This is a genomic window from Pseudomonas sp. GW822-FHT06D10, from assembly GCF_058799535.1.
Genome location: NZ_JBXALN010000001.1, coordinates 492,153 through 508,218 on the forward strand (window position 1 = coordinate 492,153; position 16,066 = coordinate 508,218).

Genomic DNA, 16,066 nt, shown 5'->3' on the forward strand with positions numbered 1-16,066 from the left:
TGTTCTAACCTGCTAAGGCGAGTGAAAAATCCCTTCAGGAAGAGAGGTGGGCATGGCAACGCAACAGCAACGCCCTTACGAGCAGGAACGCAGCGATGAGACGGCACCCTACGAGGTTGAACACAAGGAGCCGCCTCCGCAGACCTGGAAGCATCCGGATGATGGCAAAAGCCTGTCGGAACTGGATGAAGAACGTCCCTTGAAACCGTGACCCACAGCCCCGCTCCAGAGCGGGGCTGTCGTTTGTGGCAAAGCCTTGGGCGGGCTCTGTTACCATCCCCGGTTTTGCCGCCCCGAAGCGCCGGGGCGAGTGGTCCGTTCAAGGGAGAAACACATGATTGTCACCACCACCGCCCATATCGAAGGCCGGGAAATTGCCAGCTACCTGGACATCGTCAGCGCCGAATCGGTCCACGGCATCAACGTGGTCCGTGACCTGTTCGCCGGTATGCGCGACTTTTTCGGCGGCCGCTCCCAGACCCTGGAGCGCGCCCTGAAGGAAGCGCGGATACAGGCCACCAATGAAATCAAGGAGCGCGCCCGGCAGTGCAACGCCGATGCGGTGGTCGGCGTGGATTTCGAGATCAGCATGCCGGCAGGGCGCGGTGGCATGGTAGTGGTCTTCGCCACCGGCACCGCCGTCAGGCTCAAGTAGCGTTCAACTCCTCCGGGCGTTCAGGGCGCGGCCGGGGTGCACAGCTCCACTAAAGTGCCGTCCGGGCAGCGCACATAGGACACCGTCTGCCCCCAGGGCTTGCTTGTGGGGGGCGCCAGTTCCCGGGCACCGTGCTCCAGGGCCCGGGCATGGGCCGCCTGCACGTCTGCGGTGACCAGCCCCAGTTCCATGCCCAGGGGCTTGGGCGAGGAGTGAGCCGCCACATGGCCGGCCGGGAAATTCATTTCTGCCAGGTCATGGTCGGCGAAGGCCAGGGTAGTGCTGCCGGTTTCCAGCTCGCCATAGGTACCGGATTCGTGGAGAAACCGCCGCTTGAAACCAAAGGCCTGCTCGAAAAAGCGCAAGGAACCTTCGACTTCGGGTACGTAGATGATGGTGTATCCGAACTGCATGGCGTGACGCTCCTGTCCATGGATTGTGAGGCGGCGAATCTAGCACGGGCCTGCGGCTGCGCAGGGCCCGTCGTTGTAAGCCGCTGTTTCATGGCTGCTGCTCCCTGAGGTGCCAGCCCAGGGCCGAGCATTGCAGCTCATGGGTCGGCGCCAGGGCCTGGAGAAAGGCCTGATCGTGGGAGGCCACCACCAGGGCACCGGGAAAGTCCCGCAGGGCGCATTCGAAGGCCTGCACCGATTCCAGGTCCAGGTGGTTGGTGGGCTCGTCGAGCAACAGCAGTCGGGCTGGGTTGCCGCCCCACAGGGCCAGGGCCAGGGCGGCTTTCAGGCGCTCGCCGCCGCTCAGTTGCGCGCAGGGTTGCAGCACCCGCCGGGCATCCAGTTGCAGGCGTGCCAGGCGGGTACGCAAGGCGCTTTCCTCCAGGGGCGTGGCGGCGTTGCCCAGTTGTTCGAGCAGTGAGTGTGCGGGATCGAGTTGCGCCAGATGCTGATCCAGATAGGCACTGGCTACCGCCACTCGGCATTCGCCGCTCAGTGGCTGCAACTGGCCGGCCAGCAGTTTCAGCAAGGTGGACTTGCCGCAGCCATTGGGGCCGACCAGGGCGATGCGCGCCGGGCCGACGACGTTGCAGGTGAGGCGGCTGGCCGGGGCTTGCGGGTCCAGCCAGGGGAGTTGCGCCTGCAGCAGACTGAATACCGGCTGGCCGGCCTGCAAGGTGGTGGCGGGCAGAGTGAGCAAGGTCGGTGACTGCGCGCCGACCCGGGCAAAGGCGTCGCGCACCTGCTCGTCGAGCTCGCTCTTGTGGCCCTGATGGGCGTGGCGTACCTGGCCCATGATGTCCCGCGCGGCGCCGAGCAGCTTGGCCCGTTCGAAGCCTGAGACGTTGGCGGTCTTGGCGTGCCGGCGCGAGGCCGCGGCGTGGCGCTGGATGGTGTCGTGTTCCCGTTGCAGGCGCTTGTGCTCGCGGCTGCGCTGGGTACGCGCATGGTCCAGCGCCGCCTGCGCCGCCTCGCTGTGGGCCTGGCGCTGCGCCTGGTACAGCGCATAGTTGCCGCCATAGACCCGGGCGCCCTGGGGGCCGAGTTCGACGATGCGTTGCACCTGCATGAGCAACTGGCGGTCATGGCTGACCAGGATCAGCCCGCCACGCCAGCCTTGCAGTTGTTCCGTCAGCCAGCGCCGGCCGTGGCGGTCCAGGTGATTGCTGGGCTCGTCGAGCAGCAGCAGGTCGGCGTTGCCCAGCAGGGCGCCGATCAGCACCACCCGGGCCAGTTGGCCGCCGCTGAGGACGTCCGCCGGGCCCTGCGGTTCCACGTGCTCCAGGCCGGCTTCATCCAGGGCCAGGCGCAGGCGCTGGGCCAGGTCCCAGCGATCATCCACCAGGTGCAGGTCTTCCAGGCTGGCGCTGCCGTCGGCCAGGCGCTCCAGGGCGCCCAGCGTCTCGGCGAGGCCGGCGATCTGGGCCACGCTCTGCCCCGGCTGTACCTGCGGGTCCTGGGGCACATAGGCCAGGCTGGCAGTGCGGCTGATGCTCCCGGAGGAGGGTTGCAGCTCGCCGGCGATCAGGCGCAGCAGCAGGGACTTGCCCACGCCATTGCGCCCGACGATGGCCGTGGGCAGGCGATCGAAACTCAGGTTCAGGGCATCAAGCAGGGTTTCGCCATTGGCGAATTGATAGGTCAGCTGGTTCAGGGAAACCAGTGCGGGCAGCCGGGTGACGTGAGTCATCAGCACCTCCGGAAAATGTGGCAACAGGCCAATGAGCGCTAGCAGTGCTCATCGCGGATACATTTTTGGAAGGCTTAGTTGTTCACGTCGGCAATCGTCCTTGGGCGGGAAAGAAGGTGCGTAGCCTAACCTCAGAATTCTCTGACTGACAAGTACGCAAATTCGAAGGTGGCCGTCGTCAGGCCGGTTGGGCCTCCTTTGCCAGGCGCCGCAGAAAGTTCGCCAGGCCCGCTTCCTCGGCCTTCAGGCCCTGGCGGGCCCGGGCCTTGGGCAACTGCGCCAACTCACCGAGGACGAAGCGCTCCAGCAGCGCCGGATGGATGTAGCACTTGCGGCACACCGCCGGAGTGTTACCCAGTTCCCGGGCCACTTCCTTGACCGTTGCCACTATGTGTTTTTTCGCCTCGGCCTGGGGCTCCCAAGGCTGCTGGCGCAACCGCTCCAGGGCCAGGACGCTGCCGGCCCAGGTGCGGTAGTCCTTGGCGGTGAAGTCGGCTCCGGTCAGTTGCTGCAGGCAGGCGTTGATGTCCGACGAGCTGACGTGGTGCCGTTGACCGTCTTCGTCCAGGTACTGGAACAGCTGCTGCCCAGGCAACTCCAGGCAGCGTTTGACCACCCGTGCCAGGCGCGGGTCCTTGACGGTGATCTGGTGCTCGACCCCGCTCTTGCCACGGAACTGGAAGTGGATGGCGCTGCCGCTGACCTGTACATGGCGGTTGCGCAACGTGGTCAGGCCGTAGGAGCGATTGTCCCGGGCATACTGGCTGTTGCCGACGCGGATCAGGGTTTCATCCAGCAGCAGGATCAAGGTGGCCATGACCTTTTCCCGGCTGAAGCCGGGCACCGCCAATTGCGCCTGCAACTGCCGGCGCAGCTTGGGCAAGGCGTTGCCGAACGCCAGCAGGCGAGCGTACTTGTCACCGTCGCGCACTTCGCGCCAACGCGGGTGGTAGCGGTACTGCTTGCGGCCCCTTGCGTCGCGGCCGGTGGCCTGCAGATGGCCCTTGGGGTCGGGGCAGATCCACACCTCAGCGTAGGCCGGGGGAATCGCCAGGGCGTTGATCCGCTGTACCTCGGCGGCCTGGGTGAGGCGCTGGCCCTGGGCGTCGTAGTAGACGAACTTGCCCCGCAGCTTGCGCCGCCGGATGCCCGGCTGGCGGTCGTCGGTGTAGTGCAGGTCGGCGGGCAGGGCGGGGGTATCGCAAGCGTCGGGCATGGCGGCAGGTCCTGGGCAAAGTGCGGGCCGGTAGACCATGGACCGCGGCCTCGGCCAAGGGTGCCGATTTTCTCTGCGGTTTACGCCAGGACGGCCACTGCCTTGATCTGTGCCCAGAGTTGCTGCCCGGGGTGCAGGCTCAACTGGTCCCGGGAGAAGCGGGTGATGCGCGCCAGCAACGGGCTGCCCGCCACGTCCAGACGCACCAGCACATGGGCGGTGTTGTCCGCGGGGATTTCGTCGCGCACCGTTACCGGCAGGCGGTTGAGGATGCTGCTGTGCTCGCTGTCCTGCAGGCTCAGGCTGACGTCCCGGGCCTGGACCTTGAACCGCAAGGCCTTGCCCAGTGCCAGAGGCTCGTGGGCCACGCGGATAGTCAGCTGGCTGCCGGGCAGTTGCAGGGTCAGCAACTGGTAGTCCGGGTCGTAATGGCTGACCCGGCCTTCCACCACCACGCCCGCGTCGTCACCCAGGGCCAGGGGCAGGTCCAGGCGCGCCAGGGTCTCGCCCACGGGGCCGCTGGCCAGGGCCCGGCCATAGCTGAGCAGGACGATATGGTCGGCCAGGCGCGCCACTTCATCCTGGGAGTGGCTGACGTACAGCACCGGGATATCCAGTTCGTCGTGCAAGCGTTCCAGGTAGGGCAGGATCTCGCTTTTGCGTTTCGAATCCAGGGCCGCCAGGGGCTCGTCCATCAGCAGCAGCCGCGGGCTGGTGAGCAGCGCCCGGGCAATGCCGATGCGCTGGCGCTCGCCGCCGGAAAGGTGCTGCGGGTGGCGCTGCAGCAGGTGGCCGATGCCCAGCAGTTCAGTGGCCTGGGCCATGTCCACCCGGCGTTGTGCCTTGGCAATGCGCCGCAGGCCGAATTCCAGGTTGGCTTGCACGGACAGGTGGGCGAACAGGCTGGCCTCCTGGAACACATAGCCCAGGGAGCGCTTGTGGGGCGGGACGAACAGCTTGCGCTGGCTGTCCTGCCAGACTTCGTCATTGATCTGGATGCGCCCGCGGCCGGCTTTTTCCAGGCCGGCGATGCAGCGCAGGCAGGTGGTCTTGCCCGAGCCCGAATGTCCATACAAGGCTGTTACCCCGCGCCCTGGCAGTTGCAGGTCGAGATCCAGGGCGAAGTCCTGGTAGCCCAGGTGCAGCTTGACGTGAATGCTCATCGGCTCAGCTCCAGCCGGCTTTGGTCTTGCGGCTGGAGTACAGCGCCAGCAGCACCAGGAACGAGAACACCAGCATGGCCCCGGCCAGCCAGTGGGCCTGGGCGTATTCCATGGCCTCGACGTGATCGTAGATCTGCACCGAGACCACTCGGGTCTTGTTGGGGATGTTGCCGCCGATCATCAGCACCACGCCGAACTCGCCGACGGTGTGGGCAAAGCCGAGGATCGAGGCGGTGATGAAGCCTGGCCGCGCCAGGGGCAGGATCACCGTGAAAAAGGTGTCCCAGGGGTTGGCGCGCAGGGTTGCGGCCACTTCCAGGGGACGGCTGCCAATGGCAGAAAAGGCATTTTGCAACGGCTGTACCACGAAGGGCATGGAGTAGATCACCGAGCCCAGCACCAGGCCGGCAAAACTGAACGTCAGGGTGCCCAGCCCCAGGGACTGGGTGAACTGGCCGAAGAAACCGTTGGGCCCCAGGGCCAGCAACAGGTAGAAACCTATCACCGTCGGTGGCAGCACCAGGGGCAGAGCCACCACGGCGCCGATCGGCCCCCGCAGCCAGGAGCGGGTGCGCGACAGCCACAGGGCTATCGGAGTGCCGACCACCAGCAGGATCAGCGTGGTCAGGGACGCCAGCTTGAGGGTCAGCCAGATGGCGGAAAAATCGGCACTCGACAGGCTCATTTACAGTTGGTAGCCGTAGGACTTGATCACCGCGGCGGCTTTTGGCCCCTTGAGGTAGTCCACCAGTGCCTTGGCGGCCGGGTTGTCCTTGCCCTTGTTGAGGATGACCGCGTCCTGCTTGATCGGGTCGTGCATCTGGGCCGGGACGATCCAGGCCGAGCCGCTGGTGACCTTGCCGTCCTTGTAGATCTGCGACAGGGCGACGAAGCCGAGCTCGGCATTGCCGGTGGAAACGAACTGATAGGCCTGGGTGATGTTCTGGCCTTCGACGATCTTGTCCTTGACCTTGTCGGTCAGGCCCAGCTTGGCCAGTACCTGGGTTGCGGCCAGGCCGTAAGGCGCGGCTTTCGGGTTGGCGATGGACAGATGCTGGTACTGGTTGTCCTTGAGCACCTGGCCCTTGGCGTCGACGTAGCCGTCCTTGGCCGACCACAGGGCCAGGGTGCCGATGGCGTAGGTGAAGCGCGAGCCCTTGACGATGTCGCCTTCGCTTTCGAGCTTTTGCGGGGTGCTGTCGTCGGCGGAGAGGAAGACTTCAAAAGGCGCGCCGTTCTTGATCTGGGTATAGAACTGCCCGGTAGCGCCGTAGGCGGCCACCAGTTTGTGCCCGGTGTCTTTCTCGAAGTCGGCGGCAATCGCCTGGATCGGTGCGGTGAAGTTGGCGGCCACCGCGACCTGTACTTCATCGGCCTGGGCCGAACCCAGGGCGAAGACAGCGAGCAGGGCGGCGAGGCAAGTCGGGGCAAAACCTGAGGCGCGAAGGTTCATCAAACAGCTCCATTGGGGGGACGGATGCGTTGGGCAGTGAGTTATTGGAAGGGGCCTGCACCAAGGCGAGGGGGAATCGCTATATAGCGGAATATATAGCGATTTGTCGATGAACGGAACTCTGTTGCCAGCGCTTGTTGCCCGGGCCGCGATGTGGATCGCGGCTCTAGTGAATCAGCGTCTGCGCAGTTGTGCCAGGGTTTGTTCGGCCAGGCGCAGGGTCAACTCGTAGGCGGGCAGTTCCACCCCCAGGCGCAGGGCCTGGCCGGACCAGAGGTTGGCGAAGCCTGCCTCGTCCTTGGCACGCAGCGGCATCAAGGCGCCGCCGGCCCGGGGGAAGGCCGGCGCCAACGGGCTGATGGGGCCGATTTCGCGCATGACGCGGTTGACGATGCCCCGGGCCGGGCGCCCGGTGAACAGGTTGGTCAACGCGGTTTCGCTTTCCTTGGCGTGGCGCAGGGCATGGTGGTGGGCGGCGCTGACCTTGGCTTCCGGGGTGAACAGGTAGGCAGTGCCCAGTTGCACCGCCGAGGCTCCCAGGGCCAGCGCCGCGACGATGCCCCGGGCATCGCCGATGCCGCCGGCGGCAATCACCGGCAGTTGCACCGCGTCGACGATCTGCGGCACTAGGGCCATGGTGCCGACCTGGCTGTTGAGATCGTCGCCGAGGAAGATTGCCCGGTGGCCGCCGGCTTCGTAGCCCATGGCGATGATCGCGTCGCAGCCGCGCTCCTCCAGCCAGAGCGCTTCATCGACGGTGCTGGCCGAGGACAGCACCTTGGCTCCGGTGGCCTTGACCCGGGCCAGCAACGAAGGCTCTGGAAGGCCGAAGTGGAAACTCACGACTTCAGGGCGCAACTCTTCCACCAGTTGGCAGGTGCTCTCATCGAAGGGCGCGCGGTTGCTGACCGGGGTCGGAGCATCGAAGTCGGCGCCCAGCTCGCGATAGTAGGGCTCCAGGGCGTTCTTCCAGCGTTGCTCGTGTTCGGCATCGACGGGCTGCACCTGGTGGCAGAAGAAGTTCAGGTTCAACGGGTTCTGCGTGGCTGAGCGAATCACCTGCACTTCCTGGCGGATCTGCCCGGCGTCGAGCATGGCGCAGGGCAGGGAGCCCAGAGCACCGGCCCGGGAGGCGCCGATCACCATGGCGGAGCCGGAGGGACCGGCCATGGGCGCTTGGATGATGGGCAGGGCGATACCCAGCAGGTCTAAGAGGCGGCGATCAGTCCATTGGCTCATTTGCGGGAATTCTCCGTCGGCAGGTTTAGACGATGCAGCCCGTGGTTTTTATCAGGAGATGGCGCCCCGAGGCCAGCTGACTTTTCCACGGGGCTCGATTCCAGGCCTTTGCAACCGATACGGCGGCCGCTGCCGACGGCTGTCGGCGGCGTCGATCCGGCGCTAGACTGCGGCGGATATTTTTCCTCATCGCACCCCTCAAGGAAGGCTGACCATGGATGTAAAACTGCGTGAAGTACTGCCGTTCAGCGTTGCAGGCCTGCAAGTAAGGACCCTCAACGCCGCCGAGCAACAGGCCGACAGCGCCCGGATCGGGCCGATGTGGCAGCGCTTCTATGTCGAGGGGCTGTTCGACAAGATCAGCCCTCGCCAGGCTGATTCGTTCGTCTACGGCGTCTATTCCAACTACGAGTCCGATGCCAGCGGGCACTTCGACGTGACCGCCGGCGTGGCGCTGGAAGGTGCCTGCGCCGACTACCCGAGCGTGGCTGTCCAGGGCGGGGACTACCTGGTGTTCAGTGCCAAGGGCGCGATGCCCGATTGCGTGATCCAGACCTGGGGGCTGATCTGGGCCTACTTCCAGGACAACCCCCAGGTCCGGCGCGCCTTCGCCACGGATTTCGAGGTCTACACCAGTGCCGATTCGGTGGCGATCTACATCGGCATCGAGGCCTCGCAGGATGCTTCGCGCTCGAGCAACTGACGCTTGCGTTCCACACCCCAGCGGTAGCCTGAAAGGCTGCCGTCGCTGCGTACCACCCGGTGGCAGGGAATGGCCACCGCCAGGCTGTTGGCCGCGCAGGCCTGGGCCACGGCGCGCATGGACTTGGGGGCGCCAATGCGCTGGGCAATTTCGGCGTAGCTGGCGGTGCTGCCCAGAGGAATGCTCCTCAGGGCCTGCCATACCCGCTCCTGGAACACCGTGCCCTGCAGATCCAGGGGCAGGTCCAGGCCAATGGCCGGGGCCTCGATAAACCCCACTACCTGGGCGACCAGGCGCTCGAAATCGCGGTCGGCACCGATCAGGTTGGCCCGGGGGAACTTGTCCTGCAGTTGCTCCAGCAGCGGGCCGGGGTCATCCCCCAGGAGAATCGCACACACACCGCGCGCGCTTTGCGCCACCAGTATTGCCCCCAGGGAACACTGGCCGAGGGCGAAGCGGATATCGGTGTTGGGGCCGCCGGCGCGGTAGTCGCTGGGCGTCATGCCCAGCAACTGGTCGGCCGCTTCGTAGAAACGGCTGTTGGAGTTGAAGCCGGCGTCATACAGGGCTTCGGTGACCGACTGGCCGCGCTCGAGGTGGGAGCGCACCTTGCGTGAGCGTTGCGCGTTGGCATAGGCCCGGGGGGTCAGCCCGGTGGCGGCCTTGAACACTCGGTGAAAGTGATAGCTGCTCATGCCGGCCTGCTGCGCCAGCTGGCCCAGGCTGGGCGGTGTTTCGGCGCCCTCGATCTGCCGGCAGGCCAGCGCCACCAGCGTGGCATGGTGCGCCGCGACCTGGGTCTGGTCACTGGCCAGGCGCTTGCTCGGGCGGTAGCCGGCGGCTTCGGCTTGCTCGGCGCTGTCGAAGAACTCGACATTCTCGGCCTTGGGCAAGCGCGACAGGCTGCTGGGGCGGCAATAGACGCCGGTGGTGCGCACGGCGTAGACAAAGCTGGCGTCGGCGCTGGCATCGCGCTTGAGCACGGCTTGCCAGCGGGGGTCCTGTTCGATGCGGTGCTTGCGCGACAAGGCGGTCATGGTCGGTACTCGGTAAGCGGTGGCGGCCAGATTAACCAAGCTGGGGCCGTTCGGCACTCCGGGTCTTGCGCTTGAATTCTCAACGTCAGCCGGCCCGGCGCAAGGTCAGGTTGATCCGTTGCTGGCCCAACAGCGGGTGGTGGCCGTCCTTGAGGGCCAGCACTCCGTGATAGCGCAGGCGGTCGACGCCGCCCCAGACCACCACATCGCCATGCAGCAGCGCGACCCGCTGGCTCTTGTCGCTGCGCTGCCGGCCGCCGAAGAGAAAGATCGCCGGCAGGCCCAGGGACAGGGACACGATAGGGGCCGAGTAGTCGCGCTCGTTCTTGTCCTGATGCAGTGACATCTTTGCCCCTGGCCGGTAGCAGTTGATCAGGCAGGAGTCCGGGGCGAACCCGGGAAAGCCGGCCGCCTCGGCCGCGGCTTCGGCCAGCTCCTGGAATACCTTGGGCAGTGCTGGCCAGGGGCGCTGGCTTTGCGGGTCGATGGGGCTGTAGCGGTAGCCGCTGCGGTCGGTGGTCCAGCCCAGCTGCCCGCAACTGCTTAAGCCCACCGACATGGTGAAGCCGCCGGGCGTCTGCATCTGGCGAAAGGGTGCGGCGGCGAGCACGGCATCGAGTTGCGGCAGCAGCGCTTCGACCCAGGGCAGGGCGAAGCCGCGCAAGACCCGGGATTGTGGGCCCAAGACCTCGACGCGGGCAGGCTGCTGCAGGTCGCTGTCACTGAACAGCCCGAGGGTGGCTGGGCCGCCATCATTACAGTGCATCGTGAAAAATCACTCCAAGGGTATGGCGCTGGCCACTGTGAACGCGGCTGACACCGTGGCGCAAGGTCACCCGATAGTGCCCGCGCGCTCCGGCTACCGGGCGATGATGCACGGCGAAAACCAGCCCATCACCCTGCTTCAGACCAATGACCTGCGGCCGCGATTGCATGCGTGGGCGCTGTTCGGTGAGCACCAGTTCACCGCCACTGAAGTCGCTTCCCGGCTGCGACAACAGGAAGGCCACTTGCAAGGGGAATACGTGCTCGCCGTACAGATCCTGGTGCAGGCAGTTGTAGTCCCCGGGGCCGTATTGCAAGAGCAAGGGCGTCGGGCGCATCTGCCCGGCGTCGTGGCAGCGCTGGATGAAGGCGGCATGTTGCGTCGGGTATTGGACGTCGATATTCATCAGGCGGTTCCAGCGGTTGGCCTGGTCCACCAGGCGCGGGTAGAGCAACTGGCGCAATTGCGCCACGGGCTCCGGCAGCGGATAGCCAAAATACTGGTACTGGCCACGGCCAAAGCCATGGCGGGCCATGATCACTTTCGAGCGAAACAACTCGGGGCTCTGGTAAAGCCGGCTCAGGGCCTGGCATTGCGCTGGGGTCAACAGGCCTTCGAGGCGGGCGCAGCCGTCCTGGTCGAGGGCCTGCTCGATGCGGGCCCAATCCAGTTGTTGCAGGCGATCGTGTAGCGAGGGGGCAGGCATGGCGGGAGTGTCCTGGGCGGTAGGGAACCCGGCCAGTCTGCGGCACGGTTGGCCGCCGAACACTCCGTTGCTTGCGCTTGAATCGGTGGTGCGCAGCGGCGCCTTACAAGGCCTTGCTGACGCTGACGTCGCTGATGACATCGTCGGACTGGCCATGCAGCGCCTCGAGGGCGGCCCGGGCTTCTTCCTCGGAACCGGTCTGCAACTGGGCGAATTCGAAGCGGCGCTCACCGTTGAGCTTGTATTTGATGACGTACTTGGTGGTCTGGGGCACGGGGCTACCTGTTGTCGCGAGGGGAGGGCTTAGCGCAGTTTCGAGCTGGAGCGGCGAATGATGCGGATCGAATGCGTCAGGTTCGGCTTGCGGGTCACGCTGATGGGCCGGCGGTTGACGGTGTCGATGGTGATGTTCCAGAAACCGGTGCTGGGGGCGGTGATCTTTGCCGGGAACTTGTCGAAGGCGCCGCCGTGATAGGTGTGACGGCCGCCGTTCTTGAAGCTGCGGAAGTTGGCGTCGCTCATCAGGCGAATGTTGCAGACCTGGGAGCATTCGATGACGACGATATCGTCTTCGTTCAGGTGCTCGCGCTGGTGGATGAATTTCATGGGCGCCTCCAGAAGGGCTATAGCTACAAAAGCAAAAAACGTTTGCGTGGGCGGTGGTGCAGTTTATCAGGCCCAAAGGAGTATTATTCGGCCCCGGCGTCGAGCTTTGACAATTTAAAACAGTTATTTGGATTTTTATCGGCGATAAAGCCGTGCCTCCGGAGAAAAACAGCGCCTTTGCTGTCGGAGGGACTTTATTGGAGGTTTTTACATGAAGCGCTGGGTGTGGGTTCTGGTCTTGGCCATCGGCGGTTGCGCAAGCGTCTCGGACATCAACCAGACGCCGCCAACCCTGAGCGTGATTTCCGGCAAGAAGCCTCAGGAATACGCCAAGTGCCTGACCGACAAACTCTCCGGCAGCCGCGGCGCGCTGCAGGTCGAGCCACACAAGGACGGCTTTCGGGTACTAGTGCCCCAGAGCCTGTCGCCGGCCCCGGCTGCGGTGTTCTATATTGAAGCGCGTTCCGGCGGCAGCAGCATCAAGCTGCACGAACAGATGAGCAACAACCCCTTGCGCCCTCAGGATGTGCGCAAGGCCGGTGAGTCCTGTATCTCCGGCTGAGCCGTTGCTCCATGCGGGTGACCGTCCCCGGTTACCCGCTTGCATCCCTTCTCCAGACGTTGCCCCAGGCCCCGGGTAGTGCCGCCAAGCGCCGCCCGGGGCTGCTTTTGCGTGGGTAGAAGCCTTGTTGTACCGCGGCGATTAGCCGCATTTTTTTCGCCTGGTAAAACCTTGTTTTGCTGTTCGGTATTCGATAGGCGCGGGGCAATTTCGCGTTGTCCCGGTGGATCAATTGACCTACTATTTGTGTGCTTATGCCATGCAGGTCTAAGCATATAACTAGAATAATGGAGTCCATATGATCCCACTGGATCGAATGCTATTGAGTGGCCTGATGCTGCTGTTGGTTCAAACTGCCCATGCCGTGGAGGGGCAGAAAGTCTTTACCCAGGGAGGCGCCCAGCCAGGGGCAACGGCTTGCCTGGCCTGCCATGGCGCCGATGGCATGGGCCTGGCTCCGGCCGGGTTTCCACGCCTTGCCGGGTTGCCAGCGGGCTATCTGAGCAAGCAGTTGCACGACTTTCGCAGCGGCGCCCGCACCAGCCCTGTGATGCAACCCCTGGCCAAGGTCTTGAGTGAAGAGGAAATCACCGCGGTCACCACGACCCTGGCCGCCATGCCCGCGCCCAAGCTGGTTCCTGTCAGCCGTAGCCAGGTGGCCACCGGTGTCGGTGAGCGCCTGGCCCTGCGTGGTGCCTGGGAACGACAGGTGCCCGAGTGCGTCAGTTGCCACGGACCGGGCGGCGTGGGCGTCGGTACCGCCTTCCCACCCCTGGCCGGGCAGCCTGCCAGCTACCTGGTGGCACAGCTCAACGCCTGGCGTGAAGGTACCCGCCACAACGACCCCAATGACTTGATGGGGCACATCGCCAAATCCCTGAGCGCCGAAGAAGTGGCTGCCGTGGCGGACTACTTTGCAACCTTGAACTCCCAGGAGGCGCGCCCATGAAACTATTGATTCCAGGGGCGCTGCTGAGCCTGCTCGCGATCCAGGTCCAGGCGGCCACCATCGCCATGGAGGACCAGTCGCAGATCCCGGCGCCGAGCGCTTCCGCCCATGTCGAGTACTTCAAGCCGCCGGCTGAAAGCGAGCTGCCGGACAACGCCTACGGCAAGCTGGTACGCGAAGGCTACGCCCTGTTCGTCGATACCAAGCGCCTGGCGCCGCAGTTCGTTGGCAACGGCCTCAATTGCAGCAATTGCCACCTTGATCAGGGGCGCCTGGCCAACTCGGCGCCACTGTGGGGCGCGTACCCGATGTACCCGGCCTATCGCAAGAAGAACGACAAGGTGAATACCTTTGCCGAGCGCCTGCAAGGCTGTTTTCAGTTCAGTATGAACGGTGGCAAGCCGCCGGCGGCGGACAGTCCGCAGATTACCGCGCTGTCGGTGTATGCCTACTGGCTGGCGAGCAAGGCGCCGCTGGGCGTCGAGCTGCCTGGGCGTGGGTATCCCGACGTGGCGCAGCCCGCCAAAGGCTACGACCTCAAGCAGGGTGCGGCGGTGTATCAGGCGCAGTGTGCGGTTTGCCACGGTGACAACGGCCAGGGCCAGAAGGCCGGTGCGGATTACGTAATGCCGCCACTCTGGGGCAAGGATTCCTACAACTGGGGTGCAGGGATGCACCGGATCAATACTGCGGCGTCCTTCATCAAGCACAACATGCCTCTGGGCAAGGGCGGCAGCCTGAGCGATCAGCAGGCCTGGGACGTGGCGGCGTTCGTCAACAGCCACGAGCGGCCTCAGGACCCGCGCCTGGTGGAGGGTTCCATCGAGAAGACCCGGGTCAAGTTCCACGCCAATGATGGGGTGAATTTGTACGGTCAGACGGTAGAAGGCGTGTTGATAGGCCAGGGCATCCGATAAACTAGCGCCCATTGTTGCCGGTGCCGCCCGGGCTCACGCCTGGGCGGCATCGATTTTTTGGGAGAAAGCATGAAGCGGGAAGATGTCAGGGCAAAGCATGCAGAGGGCTTGATCTCTGCCACCCACGTGATCCAGAACCCGGCCAATTCAGGGGAATGGATTGTGTTTTTCAAGAAGAGCGCCGGGCGCAGCTATTTTCTGGTGGACGACAGCGACGAGGTGGAATCTTTCTGCCGTCTCGACGACCTGATCGAAACCATTCGAGGTCTGGGCATCAAGTTTGCCGAAATTCATATGTAGAGGGCGTGCGCCTTCTACTTGCAGACCACCACCACGCTGCGGCTTTTATAATTGCCAACATCGACGCCGAGGGTCTTGTCGCTTTCCTTGGTGGCGGGCGTGCCGACAGTGCTGACGATCCGATAGCCGGTGCCGGCGCAGGACGCCTCGGCTTTCTCGTAACAGCTGGCCCAAGAGCTGGCCTCACCAGAGCAATCGATGCTCAGGCCTTGTTCGCCATTGGCCAGGTAGGTATTGGAGGCGGTGGCACATCCACTCAGGGCCAGTACTGCGGTAACAGTGAAAAGTCTGTTCATGGGGGATTTCGTCATCTGAGGGGGAGGGGGTGAAGTGACCGTGCATGCCAGTGGCGATGCTATAGCTAATGGCCATTTCGGTACAGCACGTCACCTTAGTCCTCCGCGGGCCTGCAAAAGTGCCGCAGCCCCTCTGGGTGAGGGGATTGTGGTGCCTGCGGGTGAACATCGCCAGGGCGAAAACGGTGCCATCATGGAGTCTGGATGACCTGCCTTGGCCGTTGAGTCGAGGGTGTGCCTGGTCGATGCCTGGGGCATTCCGGCAACCCTGTGCAGGTGCCGGTTTACAAGCGCTGCGCGGTGATGGAGGTTTACCTGGCAGGCTATCTGGAGGATGCTGCGGAACTATCCGTCACTTTATTTCTCTATGATGGCAGCGGTTAGCCAGCGCGGGGCATTGTAAGGCGCTCGCGCCCTCATTAGACTGCGCCGAAACTCGTACACACAGCCTTTTTAAGGACTCATATGATCAAGAAATGCTTGTTCCCAGCAGCCGGTTACGGTACTCGCTTCCTGCCAGCGACTAAAGCCATGCCTAAAGAAATGCTGCCGGTGGTGAACAAGCCACTGATCCAGTACGGCGTTGAAGAAGCGCTGGATGCCGGATTGAATGAAATCTCCATCGTGACCGGCCGCGGCAAGCGCGCCCTCGAAGACCACTTCGATATCAGTTACGAGCTGGAAAACCAGATCAAGGGCACCGACAAGGAGAAATACCTGGTCGGTATCCGCAAGCTGCTGGACGAGTGCTCGTTCTCCTACACTCGCCAGACCGAAATGAAAGGCCTGGGCCACGCCATTCTGACTGGCCGCCCGCTGATCGGTGACGAACCCTTCGCCGTGGTACTGGCGGACGACCTGTGCGTCAACCTCGAAGGCGACGGCGTACTGACCCAGATGGTCAAGCTGTACAAGCAGTTCCGCTGCTCGATCGTGGCCATCCAGGAAGTCGATCCGCAGGAAACCAACAAGTATGGCGTGATTGCTGGCGAGATGATCCGTGACGACATCTACCGCGTTCACAGCATGGTCGAGAAGCCAAAGCCGGAAGACGCACCGTCGAACCTGGCGATCATCGGTCGTTACATCCTGACTCCGGACATCTTTGACCTGATCGAGCAGACCGAGCCGGGCAAGGGTGGCGAGATCCAGATCACCGACGCCCTGATGAAGCAGGCGCAGAACGGTTGCGTGATGGCCTACAAGTTCAAGGGCAAGCGTTTCGACTGCGGTGGTGCCGAAGGCTACATCGACGCAACCAACTTCTGCTTCGAGAACTTCTACAAGACCGGCAAGGCTTACTGATAGCCGCTGCACGGGTTTTTCGGAAAAGCCACCTTCGGGTGGCTTTTTCAT

Annotated in this window: 21 protein-coding genes; 8 read left to right on the forward strand and 13 right to left on the reverse strand. The window is 64.1% G+C overall.

Annotated features, from left to right (window positions below):
• The first annotated feature begins 52 nt into the window (after positions 1-52).
• Complete coding sequence (locus AC1RL5_RS02175) at positions 53-211, forward strand: hypothetical protein (protein WP_011061701.1); 159 nt, start codon at positions 53-55, stop codon at positions 209-211.
• Between the two features lie 123 nt (positions 212-334).
• Positions 335-655 carry a YbjQ family protein gene (locus tag AC1RL5_RS02180; protein WP_011061700.1) on the forward strand — a complete coding sequence of 107 codons (321 nt, stop codon included), beginning with the start codon at positions 335-337 and terminating at the stop codon, positions 653-655.
• Positions 656-675: 20 nt separating this feature from the next.
• On the opposite strand, the gene AC1RL5_RS02185 is transcribed toward AC1RL5_RS02180, so the two are convergent.
• The 7 genes from AC1RL5_RS02185 to AC1RL5_RS02215 form a co-directional block, all read right to left on the reverse strand.
• Positions 676-1,068 (reverse strand): VOC family protein, encoded by a 393-nt coding sequence (locus AC1RL5_RS02185; RefSeq protein WP_123577922.1) that lies wholly within the window; start codon positions 1,066-1,068, stop codon positions 676-678.
• An 88-nt stretch (positions 1,069-1,156) separates the two neighbouring features.
• Positions 1,157-2,797 (reverse strand): ABC-F family ATP-binding cassette domain-containing protein, encoded by a 1,641-nt coding sequence (locus tag AC1RL5_RS02190; RefSeq protein ID WP_492588985.1) that lies wholly within the window; start codon positions 2,795-2,797, stop codon positions 1,157-1,159.
• Positions 2,798-2,975: 178 nt separating this feature from the next.
• The gene (locus tag AC1RL5_RS02195; RefSeq protein WP_015635896.1) at positions 2,976-4,013 is read right to left on the reverse strand and encodes a DNA topoisomerase IB; all 1,038 of its coding nucleotides are present in this window, start codon (positions 4,011-4,013) and stop codon (positions 2,976-2,978) included.
• A gap of 80 nt (positions 4,014-4,093) precedes the next feature.
• Positions 4,094-5,176, reverse strand: coding sequence for a molybdenum ABC transporter ATP-binding protein (gene modC / locus AC1RL5_RS02200; RefSeq protein WP_492588984.1), 1,083 nt, complete (start codon positions 5,174-5,176; stop codon positions 4,094-4,096).
• Between the two features lie 4 nt (positions 5,177-5,180).
• Positions 5,181-5,861 carry a molybdate ABC transporter permease subunit gene (gene modB / locus AC1RL5_RS02205; protein ID WP_015635894.1) on the reverse strand — a complete coding sequence of 227 codons (681 nt, stop codon included), beginning with the start codon at positions 5,859-5,861 and terminating at the stop codon, positions 5,181-5,183.
• A complete protein-coding gene (gene modA, locus AC1RL5_RS02210) occupies positions 5,862-6,629 on the reverse strand; it encodes a molybdate ABC transporter substrate-binding protein (protein ID WP_011061694.1) in 768 nt (255 codons plus the stop codon).
• A gap of 174 nt (positions 6,630-6,803) precedes the next feature.
• Positions 6,804-7,868 carry an NAD(P)H-dependent flavin oxidoreductase gene (locus tag AC1RL5_RS02215; RefSeq protein WP_011061693.1) on the reverse strand — a complete coding sequence of 355 codons (1,065 nt, stop codon included), beginning with the start codon at positions 7,866-7,868 and terminating at the stop codon, positions 6,804-6,806.
• Positions 7,869-8,082: 214 nt separating this feature from the next.
• Between AC1RL5_RS02215 and AC1RL5_RS02220 the strand changes: the two genes are divergently transcribed.
• Positions 8,083-8,571, forward strand: a complete 489-nt coding sequence (locus AC1RL5_RS02220; protein WP_072450138.1) for a GyrI-like domain-containing protein — start codon at positions 8,083-8,085, stop codon at positions 8,569-8,571.
• On the opposite strand, the gene ada is transcribed toward AC1RL5_RS02220, so the two are convergent.
• From ada to AC1RL5_RS02245, 5 genes are all read right to left on the reverse strand, one after another.
• Positions 8,523-9,608 carry a bifunctional DNA-binding transcriptional regulator/O6-methylguanine-DNA methyltransferase Ada gene (gene ada / locus AC1RL5_RS02225; RefSeq protein ID WP_492588983.1) on the reverse strand — a complete coding sequence of 362 codons (1,086 nt, stop codon included), beginning with the start codon at positions 9,606-9,608 and terminating at the stop codon, positions 8,523-8,525. The genes AC1RL5_RS02220 and ada overlap by 49 nt on opposite strands.
• A gap of 85 nt (positions 9,609-9,693) precedes the next feature.
• Entirely contained in the window at positions 9,694-10,374 is a 681-nt protein-coding gene (gene alkB, locus AC1RL5_RS02230; protein WP_011061690.1) for a DNA oxidative demethylase AlkB, read from the reverse strand.
• Positions 10,364-11,080 carry a 2OG-Fe(II) oxygenase gene (locus AC1RL5_RS02235; RefSeq protein WP_072450141.1) on the reverse strand — a complete coding sequence of 239 codons (717 nt, stop codon included), beginning with the start codon at positions 11,078-11,080 and terminating at the stop codon, positions 10,364-10,366. Before AC1RL5_RS02235 ends, alkB begins: the two co-directional genes overlap by 11 nt.
• A 103-nt stretch (positions 11,081-11,183) precedes the next feature.
• The gene (locus tag AC1RL5_RS02240) at positions 11,184-11,354 is read right to left on the reverse strand and encodes a hypothetical protein (RefSeq protein WP_015635890.1); all 171 of its coding nucleotides are present in this window, start codon (positions 11,352-11,354) and stop codon (positions 11,184-11,186) included.
• 29 nt (positions 11,355-11,383) lie between these two features.
• Positions 11,384-11,686, reverse strand: coding sequence for a DUF1883 domain-containing protein (locus AC1RL5_RS02245; protein ID WP_011061687.1), 303 nt, complete (start codon positions 11,684-11,686; stop codon positions 11,384-11,386).
• A 211-nt stretch (positions 11,687-11,897) separates the two neighbouring features.
• On the opposite strand from AC1RL5_RS02245, the gene AC1RL5_RS02250 reads away from it, so the two are divergent.
• The 4 genes from AC1RL5_RS02250 (at position 11,898) to AC1RL5_RS02265 (ending at position 14,414) form a co-directional block, all read left to right on the forward strand.
• Positions 11,898-12,248, forward strand: a complete 351-nt coding sequence (locus AC1RL5_RS02250) for a hypothetical protein (RefSeq protein ID WP_072450142.1) — start codon at positions 11,898-11,900, stop codon at positions 12,246-12,248.
• A gap of 298 nt (positions 12,249-12,546) precedes the next feature.
• Positions 12,547-13,197, forward strand: coding sequence for a c-type cytochrome (locus tag AC1RL5_RS02255; RefSeq protein ID WP_072450143.1), 651 nt, complete (start codon positions 12,547-12,549; stop codon positions 13,195-13,197).
• A 65-nt stretch (positions 13,198-13,262) separates the two neighbouring features.
• The gene (locus tag AC1RL5_RS02260) at positions 13,263-14,114 is read left to right on the forward strand and encodes a c-type cytochrome (RefSeq protein ID WP_373366096.1); all 852 of its coding nucleotides are present in this window, start codon (positions 13,263-13,265) and stop codon (positions 14,112-14,114) included.
• A 69-nt stretch (positions 14,115-14,183) separates the two neighbouring features.
• Positions 14,184-14,414 carry a hypothetical protein gene (locus AC1RL5_RS02265; RefSeq protein ID WP_011061683.1) on the forward strand — a complete coding sequence of 77 codons (231 nt, stop codon included), beginning with the start codon at positions 14,184-14,186 and terminating at the stop codon, positions 14,412-14,414.
• Between the two features lie 14 nt (positions 14,415-14,428).
• On the opposite strand, the gene AC1RL5_RS02270 is transcribed toward AC1RL5_RS02265, so the two are convergent.
• Positions 14,429-14,710, reverse strand: coding sequence for a hypothetical protein (locus tag AC1RL5_RS02270; protein ID WP_011061682.1), 282 nt, complete (start codon positions 14,708-14,710; stop codon positions 14,429-14,431).
• Between the two features lie 465 nt (positions 14,711-15,175).
• Between AC1RL5_RS02270 and galU the strand changes: the two genes are divergently transcribed.
• The gene (galU, locus tag AC1RL5_RS02275) at positions 15,176-16,015 is read left to right on the forward strand and encodes a UTP--glucose-1-phosphate uridylyltransferase GalU (protein ID WP_011061681.1); all 840 of its coding nucleotides are present in this window, start codon (positions 15,176-15,178) and stop codon (positions 16,013-16,015) included.
• The last annotated feature ends 51 nt before the right edge of the window (positions 16,016-16,066 follow it).